The sequence below is a fragment of the Ureibacillus sp. MALMAid1270 genome, from assembly GCF_049202975.1.
In the GTDB taxonomy this organism is placed as follows: Bacteria; Bacillota; Bacilli; order Bacillales_A; family Planococcaceae; genus Ureibacillus.
Window position 1 is genome coordinate 1 of sequence record NZ_JBMIRP010000046.1, and the last position, 17907, is coordinate 17907.

Annotated in this window: 18 protein-coding genes; 5 read left to right on the plus strand and 13 right to left on the minus strand. The window is 34.2% G+C overall.

Annotated elements, in window-relative coordinates; genetic code table 11:
* Window positions 1-170: 170 nt before the first annotated feature.
* The 3 genes from ACOQFO_RS05605 to putP form a co-directional block, all read right to left on the minus strand.
* Complete coding sequence (locus ACOQFO_RS05605) at window positions 171-1058, minus strand: DUF6612 family protein (protein ID WP_421688714.1); 888 nt, start codon at window positions 1056-1058, stop codon at window positions 171-173.
* Between the two features lie 172 nt (window positions 1059-1230).
* Window positions 1231-2511, minus strand: a complete 1281-nt coding sequence (gene hflX, locus ACOQFO_RS05610; protein ID WP_421688763.1) for a GTPase HflX — start codon at window positions 2509-2511, stop codon at window positions 1231-1233.
* Window positions 2512-2639: 128 nt separating this feature from the next.
* On the minus strand, window positions 2640-4142 hold the full coding sequence (putP, locus tag ACOQFO_RS05615) for a sodium/proline symporter PutP (RefSeq protein WP_421688715.1): 1503 nt from the start codon (window positions 4140-4142) through the stop codon (window positions 2640-2642).
* Window positions 4143-4408: 266 nt separating this feature from the next.
* On the opposite strand from putP, the gene ACOQFO_RS05620 reads away from it, so the two are divergent.
* The 3 genes from ACOQFO_RS05620 (at window position 4409) to ACOQFO_RS05630 (ending at window position 7438) form a co-directional block, all read left to right on the plus strand.
* On the plus strand, window positions 4409-5572 hold the full coding sequence (locus tag ACOQFO_RS05620) for a class I SAM-dependent methyltransferase (protein ID WP_421688716.1): 1164 nt from the start codon (window positions 4409-4411) through the stop codon (window positions 5570-5572).
* 217 nt (window positions 5573-5789) lie between these two features.
* Window positions 5790-6410 carry a DUF47 domain-containing protein gene (locus ACOQFO_RS05625; RefSeq protein WP_421688717.1) on the plus strand — a complete coding sequence of 207 codons (621 nt, stop codon included), beginning with the start codon at window positions 5790-5792 and terminating at the stop codon, window positions 6408-6410.
* 11 nt (window positions 6411-6421) lie between these two features.
* The gene (locus tag ACOQFO_RS05630) at window positions 6422-7438 is read left to right on the plus strand and encodes an inorganic phosphate transporter (protein WP_421688718.1); all 1017 of its coding nucleotides are present in this window, start codon (window positions 6422-6424) and stop codon (window positions 7436-7438) included.
* A gap of 66 nt (window positions 7439-7504) precedes the next feature.
* On the opposite strand, the gene ACOQFO_RS05635 is transcribed toward ACOQFO_RS05630, so the two are convergent.
* The 8 genes from ACOQFO_RS05635 to ACOQFO_RS05670 all read right to left on the minus strand — a co-directional run bounded on the left by ACOQFO_RS05635 (window position 7505) and on the right by ACOQFO_RS05670 (window position 14309).
* Window positions 7505-7675, minus strand: a complete 171-nt coding sequence (locus ACOQFO_RS05635) for a hypothetical protein (protein ID WP_421688719.1) — start codon at window positions 7673-7675, stop codon at window positions 7505-7507.
* A gap of 27 nt (window positions 7676-7702) precedes the next feature.
* A complete protein-coding gene (locus ACOQFO_RS05640; RefSeq protein ID WP_421688720.1) occupies window positions 7703-8158 on the minus strand; it encodes a hypothetical protein in 456 nt (151 codons plus the stop codon).
* 205 nt (window positions 8159-8363) lie between these two features.
* Window positions 8364-9443, minus strand: coding sequence for an AI-2E family transporter (locus ACOQFO_RS05645; protein WP_421688721.1), 1080 nt, complete (start codon window positions 9441-9443; stop codon window positions 8364-8366).
* A 138-nt stretch (window positions 9444-9581) separates the two neighbouring features.
* Entirely contained in the window at window positions 9582-11279 is a 1698-nt protein-coding gene (locus ACOQFO_RS05650) for a M3 family oligoendopeptidase (protein ID WP_421688722.1), read from the minus strand.
* Between the two features lie 154 nt (window positions 11280-11433).
* Window positions 11434-12153, minus strand: a complete 720-nt coding sequence (locus ACOQFO_RS05655; protein ID WP_421688723.1) for a YebC/PmpR family DNA-binding transcriptional regulator — start codon at window positions 12151-12153, stop codon at window positions 11434-11436.
* A 119-nt stretch (window positions 12154-12272) separates the two neighbouring features.
* Complete coding sequence (locus ACOQFO_RS05660; protein WP_421688724.1) at window positions 12273-12737, minus strand: low molecular weight protein-tyrosine-phosphatase; 465 nt, start codon at window positions 12735-12737, stop codon at window positions 12273-12275.
* Between the two features lie 55 nt (window positions 12738-12792).
* Entirely contained in the window at window positions 12793-13395 is a 603-nt protein-coding gene (locus ACOQFO_RS05665; protein WP_421688725.1) for a lysophospholipid acyltransferase family protein, read from the minus strand.
* Window positions 13396-13475: 80 nt separating this feature from the next.
* The gene (locus ACOQFO_RS05670; protein WP_421688726.1) at window positions 13476-14309 is read right to left on the minus strand and encodes a putative RNA methyltransferase; all 834 of its coding nucleotides are present in this window, start codon (window positions 14307-14309) and stop codon (window positions 13476-13478) included.
* Window positions 14310-14482: 173 nt separating this feature from the next.
* On the opposite strand from ACOQFO_RS05670, the gene ACOQFO_RS05675 reads away from it, so the two are divergent.
* Together ACOQFO_RS05675 and ACOQFO_RS05680 are read left to right on the plus strand one after the other, a co-directional pair.
* Window positions 14483-15349 carry an AraC family transcriptional regulator gene (locus ACOQFO_RS05675; RefSeq protein WP_421688727.1) on the plus strand — a complete coding sequence of 289 codons (867 nt, stop codon included), beginning with the start codon at window positions 14483-14485 and terminating at the stop codon, window positions 15347-15349.
* A 168-nt stretch (window positions 15350-15517) separates the two neighbouring features.
* Window positions 15518-15964 carry a hypothetical protein gene (locus ACOQFO_RS05680; protein WP_421688728.1) on the plus strand — a complete coding sequence of 149 codons (447 nt, stop codon included), beginning with the start codon at window positions 15518-15520 and terminating at the stop codon, window positions 15962-15964.
* Between the two features lie 39 nt (window positions 15965-16003).
* Here the strand turns inward: ACOQFO_RS05680 and ACOQFO_RS05685 are convergent, their stop codons facing one another.
* Both ACOQFO_RS05685 and ACOQFO_RS05690 read right to left on the minus strand, forming a co-directional pair.
* The gene (locus tag ACOQFO_RS05685) at window positions 16004-16885 is read right to left on the minus strand and encodes a glycine betaine ABC transporter substrate-binding protein (protein ID WP_421688729.1); all 882 of its coding nucleotides are present in this window, start codon (window positions 16883-16885) and stop codon (window positions 16004-16006) included.
* A gap of 39 nt (window positions 16886-16924) precedes the next feature.
* Window positions 16925-17845 carry a glycine betaine ABC transporter substrate-binding protein gene (locus ACOQFO_RS05690; RefSeq protein ID WP_421688730.1) on the minus strand — a complete coding sequence of 307 codons (921 nt, stop codon included), beginning with the start codon at window positions 17843-17845 and terminating at the stop codon, window positions 16925-16927.
* Window positions 17846-17907 lie beyond the last annotated feature (62 nt).

The window sequence follows — 17907 nt, forward strand, 5'->3', positions numbered from 1 at the left end:
TTCGGGAATTTGCCTCCGGCTTCCTTCAGATTCCACCTCACGGTGGACACCCTTGCCATTAGCTAACAGTTCCTACTGCCAAGCCTGTAGTGGACTTTCACCACCAAGTTATAGCCCATGCCGGGCGCACAATAAAAAAACCCCCGTTATACACGGGAGTCATTAAACCATTAGAATGATTGTTCAATAGCATTATCAATAATATCTTGTGGTACTTCGATTGCATCAATTCCATTAATATTAGTGAAGACCATTGAAGTATTCATAACGACAGTTTCACCTGAAGCTGTTTCAGTCATTTCCATATTCATCGTTATTTCTTCTGTATCGAAAGTCTCTTTGTTAATAAATAGAACGTATTTCATGTCATTAAACTTAATGCTTTCTAAAACTGCTTGATCTTCAGTAGAAACTGCACCAGTACCTAGCGCTTGTTCTAAAACAAAATCGTTAAACTTTTCACCAGAGGCATCTAAAGTTAAGATATACTGATCATTATTTTGTTCAAAAGTGAAATCTTCAATGAATGATTGAAGCATAGCTAACTGTTGAGATGCATCTGCTTGGTTAGCAGTTTGTCCCATCATTTGTTCATAGCTATCAGCAGGTAGCTTCATCCAAGTATCTGACATTTCATCATAGATAAAGAATCCATCTTCCACCATGTACATTTCATATCCCATTGGAACTTCTTCACCAATTGTTGGATCAAACATAGTTGAATTTCCGATCGCATACATAGCAATTGGATTCATCGTCATGTCAATAGTCATGTCACTTTTAACGTTGATTTCTTGTCCATCAATCGTCATTAACTGTTCCATTGTTACTTCAGATGAAAGACTTTCTATTTCATTTTGTCTATCCATTGCTTTTTGATAGACTTCTTCTAATGTTAAATTAGAAACTTTTGGTTCTTCATTCTCATCTTTTGTTGTTTCGCCTGCAGTTTCTTTAGAAGTATCTTCTTCTTTTTCTATTGGCGTTGCAGTGCTATTACATGCTGTTAATACAAGAGCAAATAAGCACGTAAGCAAAAAAGCTGTCCATTTTCTCATCTTTTTCAATCCTTTCAGGCTGTTCAGTAATTTAGGCATAATACAATTTAATAAATTGCATCATATAAACTGTAGCGTTTTTCCTACAATGTAATTATATTGTAAAAGACGAGTTGATTTACATAGGACAATAGTATCCAATTTTTTACATAGGTAATTAGTATATAGTTTTCTACTTACCTAATACAAATTCTTCATATTTTTTATAATCCGATTCTCTTAACTCTAAAGACAATACCGTACCTTCTTCTTCGTATTCAGTAGAGAGCACTGTTGCATTTTTGTTTAAATACGATACAATTTCCCCTCTATCAAATGGTATTAACATTTGGCATTTAACATAATTCGCAAAAATTCGTTGTCGAATCATTTGAACTAGTTCGTCTAGACCTTCTCCTTCTTTTGCAGATATCCATATATTATTTCCACTAACTAATGGGTAGTTTACATTCGCCTGATCTGACTTGTTATATACATAAATTGTTGGAACGTCTACTACATCAATTTCTTTTAAAGTTTGATTTGTTACTTCAATCATAAATTCATATTCTTCATTCGATACATCTACAACATGAAGTAGCAAGTCCGCATTTTTAGCTTCTTCCAACGTTGAACGGAATGCTTTTACTAAATGATGTGGAAGCTTACTAACAAATCCGACTGTATCTGTTAGTAAGAAAGATTTATTATCCTCTAGTTCAATATTTCTAACAGAAGTCTCTAATGTTGCGAATAACATATTTTTTTCAAATACTTGTTTATTCTCTAATTGGCCAGTTTTCTGCAACAGCTGATTCATAATTGTGGATTTACCAGCATTTGTGTAACCAACTAACGAAACTACTGGTATTGCGTTTTTCTTACGTTGTTTTCTTTGTGTTTCTCGTTGTTCTTTTACTCCTTCTAATTCTTTTCGAAGTTTCGCTATTTGATCTTCAATTTTTCGGCGGTCTAGTTCTAACTTCGTTTCACCGGCACCACGGTTTCTAAATCCTCCACCAGTGCCTCCACCTTGCCTTGATAAAGAAGCATGTAGGCCAACAAGTCTTGGTAACATATATTGTAGTTGTGCTAATTCTACTTGCATTTTAGCTTCTCTAGTTTTTGCACGTCTTTCAAAAATATCTAGTATTAACATCGTTCGATCGATTACTTTCGTATCTAAATCACGTTCTAAATTACGAATTTGCGAAGGTGATAACTCATCGTTAAATATGACTAAATTTGCCTCAGATTCATCATAGAACCGTTTAATTTCTTCTATTTTTCCTGTTCCGACATAATGTGAAGGAGTAACACGTTCTAAATTTTGTGTAATTGTTCCAACAACTTCCACTTCAAGTGCTCTTGCTAATTCTTTTAACTCAACCATTGAGTATTCGAAATTTGAATCGTTTTGTATATTTACTCCGACAAGTATCCCTTTTTCTACTATTACTTCTATCTCTTTCATTTCACTCACAGACTTTCCTCCAAAAAGGTAAATTTTAATCTTATCTTATCTTATCCTATTATATCCTTAAGCATAAAAATAAAGACCCGTAACAATTGAATGCTACAGGTCTTATTTGGAAAAATATACTATTCTCTTTCAGATTTCAAAAGTTCAAGGGTTTTATCGAATTCTTTTTCGATATCTGCATTTGGTTTATAAGTAATTAAACTTACAACAACTGCTGCAATTAACCCAAGGACGAAACCTGGTACAATTTCATATAAGTTGAAGAATGATTCTTTAATTGCTGGTACAGTTCCCCAAACATATGCTACTACTGCCCCTACAATCATACCAGCTAACGCACCGATATTTGTTAGTTTTTTCCAGTATAGAGAAAGTAGGATTACTGGACCAAAAGCAGCACCGAATCCTGCCCAGGCAAATGAAACTAACTTTAAGATTGAGTTTTCTGGATCTAAGGCTAAAAGCGCTGCAACAACCGATACCACTAACACCGCTATACGGCCAGCCCCGACATAATGCTTATCTGAAGCAGATTTATTAAATAAAGCTTTATAAATATCTTCTACTAAAGCAGAGGATGTGACGATCAATTGTGAAGCGATAGTACTCATTACTGCAGCTAATATCGCTGCTAGCATTATTCCAGCGATGAATGGGTGGAATAAAATCTGGCCCATTGCTATGAAAATTGTTTCATGATCAAAGTTTTCATCTATCATATTATTTTGTTGGAAATAGGCTAAACCTACAAGAGCAGTACCCATCGCCCCAACTAAACTTAAAATCATCCAACCTATACCGATACGACGAGCTTGTCTCATTTCTTTTACTGACTTAATCGCCATGAATCGTACAATAATGTGAGGTTGTCCAAAATAACCAAGTCCCCAAGCTACAGATGAAACAACACCTGCTACAGTAGCAGTTGATGCAAATATATTTAAATGTTCTGGGTTAACAGCTTGAATCGAAGCAACTGTTTCACCAAAACCACCTGTAATAAAAATACCAACGATCGGTACTAAAATTAATGCTAAGAACATGATAAGTCCTTGTAAAAAGTCCGTATAACTAACAGCTAAGAACCCACCAAATAGTGTATAACCTACTGTAACAGCCGATACAATTAACATACCTGTTAAATAATCAAGACCAAACGCACTTTCAAAGAACTTACCACCAGACACCATCCCTGATGATACATAGAATGTAAAGAATACTAAAATGATAATCCCTGATACAATACGAATTAGTTTTGTTTTATCACGTAAACGATTGTCCAAGAAACTTGGAATCGTAATGGAATCTTTTGAAACTTGTGTATACACACGCAAACGTGGCGCAACTAAAATATAGTTTAACCAAGCCCCAATTGTTAAACCTATTGCGATCCACGCCTCAACCATACCAGTTAAATAAATTGCCCCAGGTAACCCCATCAATAACCAACCAGACATATCTGCTGCTCCAGCACTTAACGCCGTTACAGCTGGTCCTAATCCACGTCCACCTAACATGTAGTCATTTAAACTAGAGGTTCTTTTAAACGCATACCAACCGATTAGAACCATTGCAAGCATATATATAATAATTGCTAACAATTGAAATACATAATCACTCATGATGTTTCCCCCTTATGTAGTAATAGTAAAATAGTGTTTTAATATTAATTTGGAAAATAAAAATATTAATAACACTTTATTTATATTACTAAATTATCATATTTTGAACAATTTGTGACTATTTATTTTTAAAAAATTCTATAATATTTTTATTTTGAAAAAAGGATTTTGTTATCCAAACTTAAGTATTTCAAGAATTCTCAAACAACAATTCAAGTATATTTGTGCTACACTATTTTCAACATCTTTATGGAGGTCAAAATTTCATGCAGTTTGAACAAATGAAAGAAGAGCTTTTACAACGTATAAATAATAAACAACTTGTAAATGCAACAGTTAGTCAACCTCGTCAAAAATCTAATGAACTAAAAAGAATTAAACTAAAACCGATTGAACTAAAAGGGATCTATCATATCCAATTAGAGTACCAATTTGAACGTATCTTGAAACATGAAAATATCCCCATGGAAAAATTTAGTGAATCATTAGATGAAATCTTAGAACAATTCCGCCAATTACACATTCAGTTTGTAAATGAGATCGTTCAAATACAACTTTCAAAAAAGAACAAGGTTTTATGGAAGAGTGAGAAGAGTAAGGAAAAGCAAGTAAACTTATCACATAATCGTAAAAAACAGTATTTACTGGATGATGCAACTCCTTATCCTTTCCTAATACGATTAGGTGTTCAAACAGAAGATGGTAAAGTCAAAAAGCAAAAATATGATAAGTTTAAACAAATTAACCGATTTATTGAATTTATCGATGATTCCTTAGACCACTTACCAAAAAATAAACAAATTCGCATTTTAGATTTTGGATCAGGTAAATCTTATTTAACCTTCGCTTTGTATCATTATTTAAAGATTGAAAAAGGATTGAATATAAAAGTAACTGGGTTAGATTTAAAGAAGGAAGTTATTGAAGAGTGTCGTGAAATTGCTTCTGACTTACAATATGAAGATCTGGAGTTCTTAGTAGGCGATATAAATGATTATAATGAAGAAACTGTGGTAGATATGGTCGTGACATTGCATGCTTGTGATGTAGCTACTGACATGGCTTTAGCAAGAGCGGTAAAATGGGGCGCAAAAGTAATTTTAAGTGTTCCATGTTGCCAGCATGAACTAAATCGCCAATTAAATTCCCCTGCGCTCAACATTATGACGCAACATGGCTTAATTCGTGAACGCTTCGCTGCACTTGCTACAGACTCAATACGTGCTGAAATATTAACTTTGGTGGGGTATGAAACTCAAGTATTAGAATTTATTGATATCGAACATACACCAAAGAATATTTTGTTACGTGCTTATTATCATGGTCAAAAACCTACCATTGAACAACGTAAACGTTATGATGAATTTGTTCAGTTTTTATCGGCAAAACCATTTTTACAAAACGAATTACAGGATTACTTAAATAGTTAGAGCAAAACAACATATACTAGATGGCAAGTAAACTTTGTACAACTGGTAAAGCAATTGACAAAGTTCATACTTGCCTTTTGTTGTTGTAATAAACAGAAATATTACAAGAATGTAAATTTTGTATAGTTCAACACTATTTGTGTATAGATTTTTTAAAAATTTTGTTATTATAGTTAAGGTTTTTGAATAAAATCTCGCGTAAACCAGGAGGCATTACATGTTTAGTTCTAGAAAACCAGATCCATTTTTCTCGTCATTACATAAAATCGCTGAAAATATGAGAGAAGCGGTTCATTATGCAAATAACGCTAAATACGAATCGATTGCGGACTTAAAAGATGTTTCAATTAGATTAAAACAGTACGAAACAGATGGTGACCATTTAATCCACGAACTAATTGTTATGTTAAACAAATCGTTCATGACACCAATTGAGAGAGAAGATATTTTAGCTTTAGCTAATCGTTTAGATGATGTATTAGATGGAATGGAACATTGTATCGCTCATTTTGAAATGTTCTCATTCACAGAACTTGATGAATCAATGCGCACATTTTTAAAGTTCATTACAAAAAGTGCAGATGAAATTGTTTCAGCAATTGAATTATTGAATAGAAAAAATTTATTGGAAATGCGTAAACACATCATCCTTATTAAAGATTACGAACGTGAGTGTGATGAGGTTTCCCGTACTTCCATCAAACAATTATTCCTAAAAGAAAAAGATCCTATTCGCTTAATCAAATTCAGAGATATTTACAACCAACTAGAAGATATTGCAGATTACTGCCAAAATGTTGCGAATACTCTTGAAACGATTATTATGCGAAACGCGTAGGGTGGACTTTTATGGATACAATATTAATCATTACTATTTTGGTTGTCATATTTGCACTTGCGTTCGACTTTATCAACGGATTTCATGATACGGCAAATTCAATCGCTACATCCGTCTCAACGCGTGCTCTACCACCACGTGTAGCTGTATTATTAGCAGCTGTGATGAACTTTCTAGGAGCCATTACCTTTGTTGGAGTAGCAAAAGCAATTGCAAAAGATATCGTTGATCCATTTGCTTTAAATACAACCCCTGATGATACTACAGGAACGATTGTTATTTTAGCTGCATTAATATCTGCAATAACTTGGAACTTACTAACGTGGTATTTCGGTATACCATCTAGTTCCTCACACACATTAATCGGTTCTATTGCTGGTGCTGCTATTGCTGCAGCTGGGTTTGGAATTTTAAATTACAGTGGGTTCTCAAGTATTCTGATTGGTCTGGTATTATCTCCATTCCTTGCACTAGCAGTTGGTTTTATTATCATGTCGTTATTTAAAGTAATCTTTAAAAACTTGAACTTATATCGAACAAATCGAGGTTTCCGTACTTTCCAGATATTCACGGCTGCTATCCAGTCCTTTACACATGGTACAAACGATGCCCAAAAAGCAATGGGGATTATTACAATGGCACTTATTGCTTCTGGATTACAAACAGATGATTCCGTACAAGATTGGGTACGTATTGCTTGTGCGATTGCGATGGGATTAGGAACATCGATTGGTGGATATAAAATCATTAAAACAGTTGGCGGTAAAATTATGAAAATTCGTCCTGTTAACGGGGCAGCTGCTGACTTATCATCTGCAGCAATTATTTTCGGGGCGACACTTATCCATTTACCAGTATCTACAACTCACGTAATTTCCTCAGCTATCATGGGTGTTGGATCTGCACAACGAGTTAAGGGAGTTAAATGGGGAGTTGCACGTAAAATCGTGTTAACATGGCTTATCACAATGCCAATATCGGCTATTATGGCTGCCATTATTTACTTTATTTTAAATATATTCTTCTAAAAAAGTTGAGTGGACATGCATGCCACTCAACTTTTTGTTTTGCAATTAATCAAAAAAACGATCAACCTACAATAGGTCAGTCGCATCGATTACTTCGATTCGTTCAAATGATGATTGTTCTTGCTCGGTTTGTTTTGGTTCATATGTTGCAAAGAATGCTTGAAATGCTATTACGATTAAAATGATCGCTATGATTAAAATACTTACCACAGCAATAGCTGCCTTTTTCCCACTCATATGTAACTCCTCAAATTTCTTTTACTTTTATTCTTTATTAAATCCTTCTTCTTTTAAATAAGAAACTGCGGCTTCTCGTGTTCCAAAGCTTTCTTCTAAGTTTTGTTGGAAATATACATTCCAACTACGTTTTTCATAAACTAATTCAATGGTAGTACCCTCTTTAGAGCGCCATCTTTCTTCAATAGGCTGATCAGGGTCTTCAGATAAGTAAAAAATCGCATCTTCCACGATTTCTCTTAATTCAGATTCATTATAGTCTCTAATATTAACAAGCCCTTTATCATTCGCTTCTGTTTGATATTTCAATAAGTCTCCGACGTATACAAAACCATTCCCATTTGGATGAAGCTTCTCTACGACAATCGTCTTTTCATGTAAACTACCTTCAAAATGATAATTTACTCTATTTAAGGAAATTTCTTTTTTTGCTAATTCAGGAAATGATTCAATAATCTTTTGTTTTTGTTCAAATGTTAACATTAATAAGCCCCTTTTAATACGATTTATCCATGTATAACTAACAATCAGTGGTGGACAAAACCTACTGATTGAAGTTTCACCTTATCGTTTTTCAGTATACCTTATTCCTACAGTGAAAAACAGCACACCTATTTGGCATACTGTTCGTCAATTCCAACTAACTCTTACTAATTTTTGAAGTAAATCGATTTACTTCCTTTACTAATTAAACAGATTTCGTTGCTGCTTCTTTTATCTTTTTACGTTCTTCGTAAATATTGATCACAATTGCTTTAATCACGGCATATGTTGGGATTGCAATAATAATTGCGATAAATCCGGCAATGTTTCCGGCAGCAAGAACGATCGAGATAACCGTTAATGGATGGATGTTTAACTTTTCCCCCATAATATTTGGAGTGATTAAGTTACTTTCAACCTGTTGTGCAACAAGGGTAATGACACAAACCCAAACAACTAATATTGGATCTTCCGCTAGGGCAACTACAACAGCAGGTGCTAAAGAAATCCACGGTCCTATAAACGGAATCATATTCATAAAGAACGCGAAAATAGCAAGTAATAATGAATAATCCAGTCTAATAAATAGATATCCTACATAAATTGAAACGGCTAAAATTGCACTAATCATTACTTGACCTTGCACATAATTTCTTAACACAGTATCAATATCCGTTAACGTTTCTTTTACCCAACGACGGCGTTCACCACTAAAAATGTTATAAATTTGTGGTGCAAACTTCTCGTGATCCTTTAACATAAAAATAAAGAAGAACGGAATTAAAATTAGCGTAAATGTTGCAGATACAGCACCACTAATAAACGAAACAATCATTTGACTACCAGCTACGGCTATTCCTTGAATTGAATCCACTATAGAATCAATCATTTGCTGAGCCTGAGGTGGTAAATTGTCCTTGTTAGCCATTATAAAGTCTGTTGCTTCCATGATCTTATCCCCAATAAATGGAGCATTTTTTACTAAGTTATTAATCTGCGTTGAAATCGGATTGGCGATTAATATTGCCAAACCTGTAAAAACGCCTAACAATAATAACACGATCGTAATAATACTTCCCCATCTTGGAACTCCGCGCTTTTCTAAAACTCTTTGAATTGGTTCTGTTACATAGTAAAGAACGCCACCAATAAGTAAAGGTATAAAAATAGTTTGCAAAATAATGAAAAGCGGATTAAAAATCCAGTGTATTTCAATGGTGTATTTAATAATAAATAGTAATAGTAAAAGTCCGATGCCTACTTGAAACCAAACCTTTTTTGTCATAACAAGACTCACTCCCTTCTATAAATCTTTCACTAGTTTTCACCAAAATTAAACAATTAAAACATATATGACTATATATTAACAAAAATTCCATTTATATAAATCAAAAACCTCTCGAAAGTCGAGAGGTTTTTGATATTAAAGTTTAGAATCGTCTACTGATGAAATATATTCTTCTATAGATGCAATAATAGACTCAATAGAACCGTCTTTAAATGGAGAAATTAAGCCAGCTTCTTCTACAAGTTTTGTAAAGGATTTTGACCCACCTAAACTACATAGGTGAAGGTAATCTTTCCATGCTTCCTCAAAGTTTTCTCTTGAACGTTTCCAGAATTGGAATGCACAAACTTGAGCAAGTGTATAATCAATATAATAGAATGGACTGTTGTAGATATGTCCTTGACGTTGCCAGAATCCACCTTGTTCTAAATAGTCATAACCATCATAGTCTCTATGTGGTAAGTATTTTTTCTCAATTTCTTTCCATGCTTGTTTTCGTTCAGCAGGCGACATATTAGGATTTTCATAGACAACATGTTGGAACTCATCTACAGCAACTCCGTAAGGTAAGAATAATAATCCACTTGTTAAATGTGTGAATTTATATTTTTCCGTTTGATCTTTAAAGAATAATTCCATCCATGGCCAAGTGAAGAACTCCATACTCATTGAATGAATTTCTGCTGATTCATATGTTGGCCATAGGTATTCAGGAATTCCAATGTTACGGCTAGAATACACCTGGAAAGCATGTCCAGCTTCATGTGTAAGTACATCAATATCACCTGAAGTACCGTTGAAATTCGAGAAGATAAATGGAGATTCGTAATTTTCGATAAATGTGCAATATCCTCCACTTTCTTTTCCTTTTTTCGCTTCTAAGTCCATTAACTCATGATCAATCATATAGTTGATGAATTCGCCTGTTTCAGGTGAAAGCTCTTCATACATTTTCTTACCATTTTCAAGAATCCATTTTGCATCACCTTGTGGATTTGCATTACCTGTAAGGAAATTTAAGCCTTCATCATAATATTTAAAGTCTTCTACACCAATTCGTTTTGCTTGTCTTTCATATAGCTTTGTAGCAACAGGAACAATATAATCTCTTACTTGATCGCGGAAGTTTTTTACCATCTCAGCGTCATAATCAACTCGGTTCATATTCACATAACCAAGTTCAACATAATTTTTATATCCTAATGTTGTAGCAATTTGATGGCGTAATTTAACTAGTGAATCATAAATTTCATCAAACTTCTCACCGTTTTCTTTAAAGAAATCGAAGCGAGCAATCATCGCTTTTTTACGCACTTCGCGATCAGTCGATTCACCATATGGAGCTAATTGTGCTAATGTTAATGTTTTACCATCAAATTCAATTTGTGCTGAAGCAACAAGCTTACTATATTCAGAAGTAAGTTTGTTTTGTTTTTGCAATAACTCAATCACTTCTGGTGAGAAAGATTTAATTTGATTTTCAGCTAATGAGAAAAGTTGTGTTCCCCATTTTTCCTCAAGCTGAGGACGGAATGGTGACTTCACTAACGCTTGATAATATTCAAAAATGATTTCCTCAAATTGAGGTGAAATTTCATCGATATAATCTCTTTCTTTTTGATAAAACTCATCATTCGTGTCAATTGAGGCACGAACATAAACTAAGCTTGCATTTGTACTATAATCATTGCGATAATTATTTATTTGTTCGATCACTTCTGTCTGAACTTCAACAGAGTCGGCATTTTTAAACTGTTCAATTAACTTACGCATTTCATTAGATAAAGCATCAAGTGTAGGTCGTTTGTAATCATATTCCTTAAAAGTAACCATAATATTACCCCATTTCGCATTTTTTGAATAGTTCGAATTTTAATTATATAATGATTTGCAAAATCTAGCAATCTAGTAGAATAAACGAGTACTTGAACTAAAAACAATATAAAAATCCAGTAGCCAACGCTACTGGATTTTGTTAAGAGCAATATTAATCTTCTAAATCTGCATTATGATATACACGTTGAACATCATCTAGATCTTCTAATGCATCGATCATTTTTTCAAATTTCACTTTATCTTCTTCAGATAATGTTACTTCAGTTTGAGGTAGCATAGTTAACTCTGCTACAGTAAATTCTGTAATTCCCGCAGCTTTAAACGCTTCTTGAGCAGTGTGGAATTGATCTGGTTCAGCATAAACGATTGTTATATCTTCTTCTTCAAATACGTCACGAGCGTCTACATCTGCCTCTAATAATATTTCTAATACTTCATCAGCAGATTTTCCTTCGATCCCAAATACCGCAGTTGAGTCAAACATATAAGTTACAGAACCACTTACACCCATGTTTCCGCCGTTTTTACCGAATGCAGCACGAACATCTGAAGCTGTTCTATTAACATTATTTGTTAATGCATCAACAATTACCATAGTTCCGCCAACACCAAATCCTTCATAACGTAACTCATCGTAATCTTCGCCGCCAGCACCTTTTGCTTTATCGATTGCTTTATCGATAATATGCTTTGGTACATTGTAAGTTTTCGCACGTTCAAGTACAGCTTTTAAAGCTGCATTTGATTCTGGATCTGGTTCACCTTTTTTTGCAGCTACATAGATTTCAACACCAAATTTCGCATAAATACGACTGGTATTTTTATCTTTCTCTGCTTTTTTATCTTTAATATTATTCCATTTACGACCCATTGGGATCACTCTCTTTCATTGTTTATGGATATACATTAAGGTATGTTCACCTATTTTAAGTAAATGAGACTGTAATATTATACACCAAGAACCTTAAAAGTTAAAAGATAGAATAGAAATCAATCTTTCAAATTATCAAGAATAATTTTTAATAGAGCCTGACAGCCGTCTAATACTAGCTCGTAAGTCTCTTGAAAGTCACCTGTATAATAAGGATCTGGTACATCTTTTTTATGATCGGTTAAATCTAAAAAACGAAAAATCTTTGGATGATCTGGTTGGCCAAGCATATCACGGATATTACGAACATTGTTCGAATCCATTCCGATGATATAATCAAACTTCTCAAAATCATCTTTTTGTAATTGTCTCGCTTTAATGCCTGATGTAGTTATATTAAACTCTCGTAACTTTGATAATGTCCCTTTATGCGGACTTTCTCCAATGTGCCAAGAACTTGTGGCAGCAGAATCTACTTTAATTTTATCCGATTGTCCATTCTTTTCAATTAAGTCTCTCATAACTGCTTCTGCCATTGGAGAGCGGCATATATTACCTAGGCAAACAAATAATACTTTGATCATGCTAGTTTTCCTCCTTAAAGAAAACACTCTCCATTTTGGGAGAGTGTTGGTCACTTTACTTAGATTGCATATCTTTTAATACTTGCGTAAGTCGATTTAATTCTGCTTCTAAAAACTCTGTTGCAGCTTCGCGGCCTTCCTTACCACTTTCTACAGTAAATGGCTCCCCATAAATTAAATAACCTTTTTGACGTTTAAATACTTCTTTTATATTACGTGGACCAATATAAGCTGCTGGTACGATTTTCGCTTTAGAAAGTTGTGCAATTGTAATAGCACCTTGTTTAAGCTCTAAATTTTCAGAGGATCTTGTACCACTTGGGAAAATCCCTACGATTTTTCCTTCTTTTATCAATTGTCTTGGAATTTTAATAACACTAGGACCTGGGTTATCACGATCTACCGGAAAGGCATTTAACCTAGTAATTAGTGGTCCTAATACCTTCCCTTCGAATAATTGTTTTTTCGCCATAAAGTGTATTTGACGCGGAAAAATAGAAACACCTAGGTTTAAGATATCTACATACCCATTATGAGTACATGCTACGATATAGCCCTCATCTTCATTTGGTAAATTTTCTTTTCCATATACTTTTGCTTTTGAACCATTAACAGTTAAAAAAGCATTAACTAATCTTGCTCCAAAATTATATAACACGAATGTCTCCTACCTTATACTATTTGTCTTATAGTTATTGTAATCGATAAACTATAGTCGATTCAATTGATGTTTTATGATCATTCTCCAACAAGTATATCAAGATCGATAGATATTTCGTTAATATCCATTTCGTTCCCATTGGTTACGTGCCATCCAAGTGGTGTCATTTCAAGAAGTTTTGGTACAAGTGTATGCGCCAGTTGTTTTGTGTAAGTAATTCGATGAACTTCCACTTTTGAGAAGAAATCTTTAAATCGTTGGACGGTTTGTTCATTCGAATACTTTTCTTTTTCCGATTGAGCAAATGCTTGTTTTCTTAACTCTTGTAAGTAACCTTCTTGAGGTACAACTTTTATGACTTTTCCTTTTGGTAATAACAACCGTTTGAATTCATCATAATTTGCAGGTGACAAGAAATTGAGAATACAATCAAACGATTCCTTTTGAAATGGACTATTGGCTAAATCTCCTACACACCATATTTTTTGTTCATAGTGTTTAGCTGCCGTTTGAATGCCTTCCTTTGAGATATCAATCCCAACGGATACGATTTCAGAATTTAGTTTGTCAGTTATTTTTACTAAATGCGTACCTTCCCCACATCCAGTATCTAAAATATAATTTATATTTGAAGTTAATAATTGTGCAATTTTCTCATGCACCGGGTCATATAAACCGCTATTAATAATTTCATTGCGAGATTCAAATAATTCCTTACTATACATAGAATGAACAGGTTTAGTTAAAAAGTTCACATACCCTTGTTTCGCAATATCAAATGAATGTTGTTCAATACAACGTAATGTACCATTATCATCGAGCCTCATTTCACTCTTACAAATGGGACAACGAAACAACTGTTGTTGTTCTTTCAAATAGGAAATACCCGCTTCTCTTTTAGAAAGTTTCATGAAAATTTAAACTCCTTAGATGCTTATTATTTGTATCATATCATTACTTTTTATACTTTTGTTAAAATCAGAGTTAAAGTTATATACCCATATCATCATACTGTCCAATGACCGCATTTAAAAACAAGATGATCCGATTGTAACAAAATACAATAAATTACGAGGTGATAAGATTGAGTTGGATTGAGTCGATTCAAAAAGCAATTGATTATATTGAAAATAATTTATTAGATGAAAACTTAACCATTGAACAGATTTCATCTTCAGCGAATTCCTCTGTATTTCATTTTCAACGAACGTTTTCGATTTTAACTGATCAAACGGTTGGTGATTATATAAGAAGAAGACGTTTAACACAGGCTGCACAAGAGTTAATAAATACTGATAATAGGGTGATAGATATTGCCTTTAAGTACGGCTACGAGACACCTGAGGCTTTTACAAAGGCTTTTCGAAAACAGCATGGAGTTACACCATCAGAAGCTCGTAAAAAAATGGGCTCAATCCAATCATATAATCGCCTAGTCATTCAAATACAATTGAAAGGGGCAGTACCAATGAATTACAAGATTATTGAAAAGGATGCGTTTCAAGTTGTAGGTGTTAAAAGAACTTATAATTGTCAGAATGGAGAAAATACACGAGAAATTCCTCAGTTTTGGCAAGACGTTCATATGGACGGTACAAATGACCATTTGTTTGCTTTAAATAATGGAGAAGTTGAAGGGGTTTTAGGAGTTTGTATCGTTGTTGAAAATCAAAAAGGCACTGGATTGATGGATTATTGGGTTGCTACCGCGCACAATGGCGAAGTTCCTGAAGGTTTTTTATCTTATCAAATTCTAGCTTCAAAGTGGGTTGTTTTTGAAGTTCATGGAGCAATGCCACATGCTATCCAAGAAACTTGGAAAAAAATTTATTCCGAATGGTTTCCTTCTAATCCATATAAACCGACTGGTGATCCTGAATTAGAAGTATATTCGAATGGTAATCCATCTAGTCCGGATTATTATTCTGAGGTTTGGATTCCAATAAATTAATAATGATAACCGTGAACAAGTGGATGATCACTTTTTGCGGTTATTTTTTATTTTATCCGCTACTAATCCTTTAATAAAACTAACTTTCTGATATTGTTGGATAAAATATATATTATTGTGAATAATAAATTTGAAATCTATAAGGCCAAAAATTCGGAGGTTTTATGAATGGACATTATCAATGAATATTCAATACCTGCTTATTTGGAATCTAATGAATTAACATTCGAATTAGAAACAGTAGTTGGTTATGAGCATATCATGTTTCCTGTACAGGCCGACGATTATAAGATAAATCCACAAGTTGATGTAAATGTTGACTTAAAAATAGAAGAAGCAACTCAAAAAAGTGTCGATGAAGGACATTCACCTTGGAGACTCGACCCATTATATACAGCTCAAGTTTTCGCTAGTCTACACTTATTTCCTGAAGGAATTGTGGGTGACTATCCTATTGAGTATGAAAATTTGAAGCTTGTATTTAGTAATAATGAAGACGCAGTCGTTGAAGTGAACGATATTGATTCTCCTATTAAAATGGTCTATCTAAAAAGACTTATTCGTCAAGACGAAACAGGAATTTGGACAGTTGTTGGATATGATTTAACAAAATAAAAGCTTGCTATGAGTTGTCGTCATAGCAAGCTCTTTTACTTATTTTTCTACATCTTTTGTCCATTCAGCAACCTTATCTGGGTTAGCTTCTACCCATTTTGCAGCAGCTTCTTTTGGACTTGTACCTGAATTGATATCTAACATTACTTCTTCCATATCCTCACTTGTCCAGTGGAATGCATCAATTACTTTAAATGCTTCTGGTAAATCTTCTTCTAATCCTTGGCGAGCAAATGTATTAATTGTTTCTTCTCCACCAAACACACCTTTAGGATCTTCTAAATATTTCAGATCATATGCAGCAAACTTCCAGTGCGGCGACCAACCTGTTACAATCACATCTTCTTCATTTTTAATAGCCTGATCTAATGCTACTGTCATTGCTCCAGATGATGACGGTACAAGTTCCCAACCATCTAAATTCTCATACTCAGAAATTGCTCTCTCAGTTGCAGCCATTACCCCTGCACCGGCTTCGATACCTGTGATTTTCTTGTCCGCTTCATCTGTTAAGTCTTCAATTGAATTAGCATCCATATAAGACGGTACGACTAAACCAATTTTTGCACCAGATAGGTTTTCGCCAAGTTCTACTAAGCCATCTTTATATTTTTCATATTGAGCAGCGTGTGTCCCAGGTAGCCATCCAGCAACCATTGCGTCTGCCTCCCCATTTGATACAGCTTCCCACATAATTGCATTATCTAAAGGAGTTAGTGTAACATCATAACCTAAATCTTCTAAAACTTTTCCTACTACATGTGTTGAAGCAATTTCACTATCCCATTCAACATAGGCTAAATTAACTTCTTTGTCGGCTCCACCATTATTAGATGTAGCTCCTTCTTCTCCACCACAAGCTGCAAGTAATACTCCAACTCCTAGTGTTAAACCTAACATTTTAAATTTTTTAAATTTCAATTGGATCTTCCCCCTTATTTATAGGTATCTAGTCATTTATTATTTTTTAGCTGGTAAATCCTCGATAGAGTCAATATCCATATATGCTGGAACTGTGAACCCATTTTGAGTACCCGTTAAATTTGGTCCTAAGTCAACAATATCTTCTTTATATTCTTCATAAAAAGCACCGTGTGTACTTGGCAACCATGGTGCTAGAGAGGCATCTCCTTCCCCTGTAGCAATTGCTTGAAACACAACCGCTGGATCAACAGGCGTGATAGAAACATCAAATCCATGTTGTGATAATACTTCTTCCATTACATAGACAGATGCAAGTTCTGAATCCCATTGAGTTGTTACTAATTCAATTTCTTCACCATTTACTTTTTCCACGCCATCTGTCCATTCCTTTACTTTATCGGGATTTTGTTCTACCCAATTTTTCGCTGCTTCTTCTATTGGAATATCATTTTCTTCCGATTCAAACATTACCGATTCCATATCAGCTGGTTCCCAATGGAATCGATCAAGAATCGTATATGCTTCAGGTAGCTCCTCCTCTAGACCGATTCTAGCGATTGTTTGAATATCTTCAGCTCCACCAAAAGTACCTTTAGGGTCTTCTAAAAATTTCAAATCATATGCTGAAAACATCCAGTGTGGTGTCCATCCTAATATAACAATTGGTTCTTCGTTCTTAATAGCCGACTCAAGGGCACCTAGCATACCAGCTGTTGAACTTTCTTGAAGCTCCCAACCTTCTAAGTTTTCATATTCTGCTAATGTATTTTTCGCTTGACCAGTTATTCCTGCACCTGGTTCTATACCGGTAATGGTGTAATCTAAAGATTCACCTAGATCATTATCATTGCTTGATTGACCATTATCCACCGATGTCTCACCACTTCCGCCACAAGCAGCTAATAATAAAGTGAAGGATAATCCTGCTGTCAGTCCTAACTTCTTATATTTATTCATTTTTTCGTCCCCCTAAGTTTGTAAACAAACAGCCTCGGCTTCAGACTACTCATTTGAATTAA

Excerpts from the sequence above, each read along its gene's own strand:
- ACOQFO_RS05605 (WP_421688714.1), bottom strand. The coding sequence starts at position 1,058 with ATGAGAAAATGGACAGCTTTTTTGCTTACGTGCTTATTTGCTCTTGTA.
- hflX (WP_421688763.1), bottom strand. The coding sequence starts at position 2,511 with ATGAAAGAGATAGAAGTAATAGTAGAAAAAGGGATACTTGTCGGAGTA.
- putP (WP_421688715.1), bottom strand. The coding sequence starts at position 4,142 with ATGAGTGATTATGTATTTCAATTGTTAGCAATTATTATATATATGCTT.
- ACOQFO_RS05620 (WP_421688716.1), top strand. The coding sequence starts at position 4,409 with ATGCAGTTTGAACAAATGAAAGAAGAGCTTTTACAACGTATAAATAAT.
- ACOQFO_RS05625 (WP_421688717.1), top strand. The coding sequence starts at position 5,790 with ATGTTTAGTTCTAGAAAACCAGATCCATTTTTCTCGTCATTACATAAA.
- ACOQFO_RS05630 (WP_421688718.1), top strand. The coding sequence starts at position 6,422 with ATGGATACAATATTAATCATTACTATTTTGGTTGTCATATTTGCACTT.
- ACOQFO_RS05635 (WP_421688719.1), bottom strand. The coding sequence starts at position 7,675 with ATGAGTGGGAAAAAGGCAGCTATTGCTGTGGTAAGTATTTTAATCATA.
- ACOQFO_RS05640 (WP_421688720.1), bottom strand. The coding sequence starts at position 8,158 with ATGTTAACATTTGAACAAAAACAAAAGATTATTGAATCATTTCCTGAA.
- ACOQFO_RS05645 (WP_421688721.1), bottom strand. The coding sequence starts at position 9,443 with ATGACAAAAAAGGTTTGGTTTCAAGTAGGCATCGGACTTTTACTATTA.
- ACOQFO_RS05650 (WP_421688722.1), bottom strand. The coding sequence starts at position 11,279 with ATGGTTACTTTTAAGGAATATGATTACAAACGACCTACACTTGATGCT.
- ACOQFO_RS05655 (WP_421688723.1), bottom strand. The coding sequence starts at position 12,153 with ATGGGTCGTAAATGGAATAATATTAAAGATAAAAAAGCAGAGAAAGAT.
- ACOQFO_RS05660 (WP_421688724.1), bottom strand. The coding sequence starts at position 12,737 with ATGATCAAAGTATTATTTGTTTGCCTAGGTAATATATGCCGCTCTCCA.
- ACOQFO_RS05670 (WP_421688726.1), bottom strand. The coding sequence starts at position 14,309 with ATGAAACTTTCTAAAAGAGAAGCGGGTATTTCCTATTTGAAAGAACAA.
- ACOQFO_RS05680 (WP_421688728.1), top strand. The coding sequence starts at position 15,518 with ATGGACATTATCAATGAATATTCAATACCTGCTTATTTGGAATCTAAT.
- ACOQFO_RS05690 (WP_421688730.1), bottom strand. The coding sequence starts at position 17,845 with ATGAATAAATATAAGAAGTTAGGACTGACAGCAGGATTATCCTTCACT.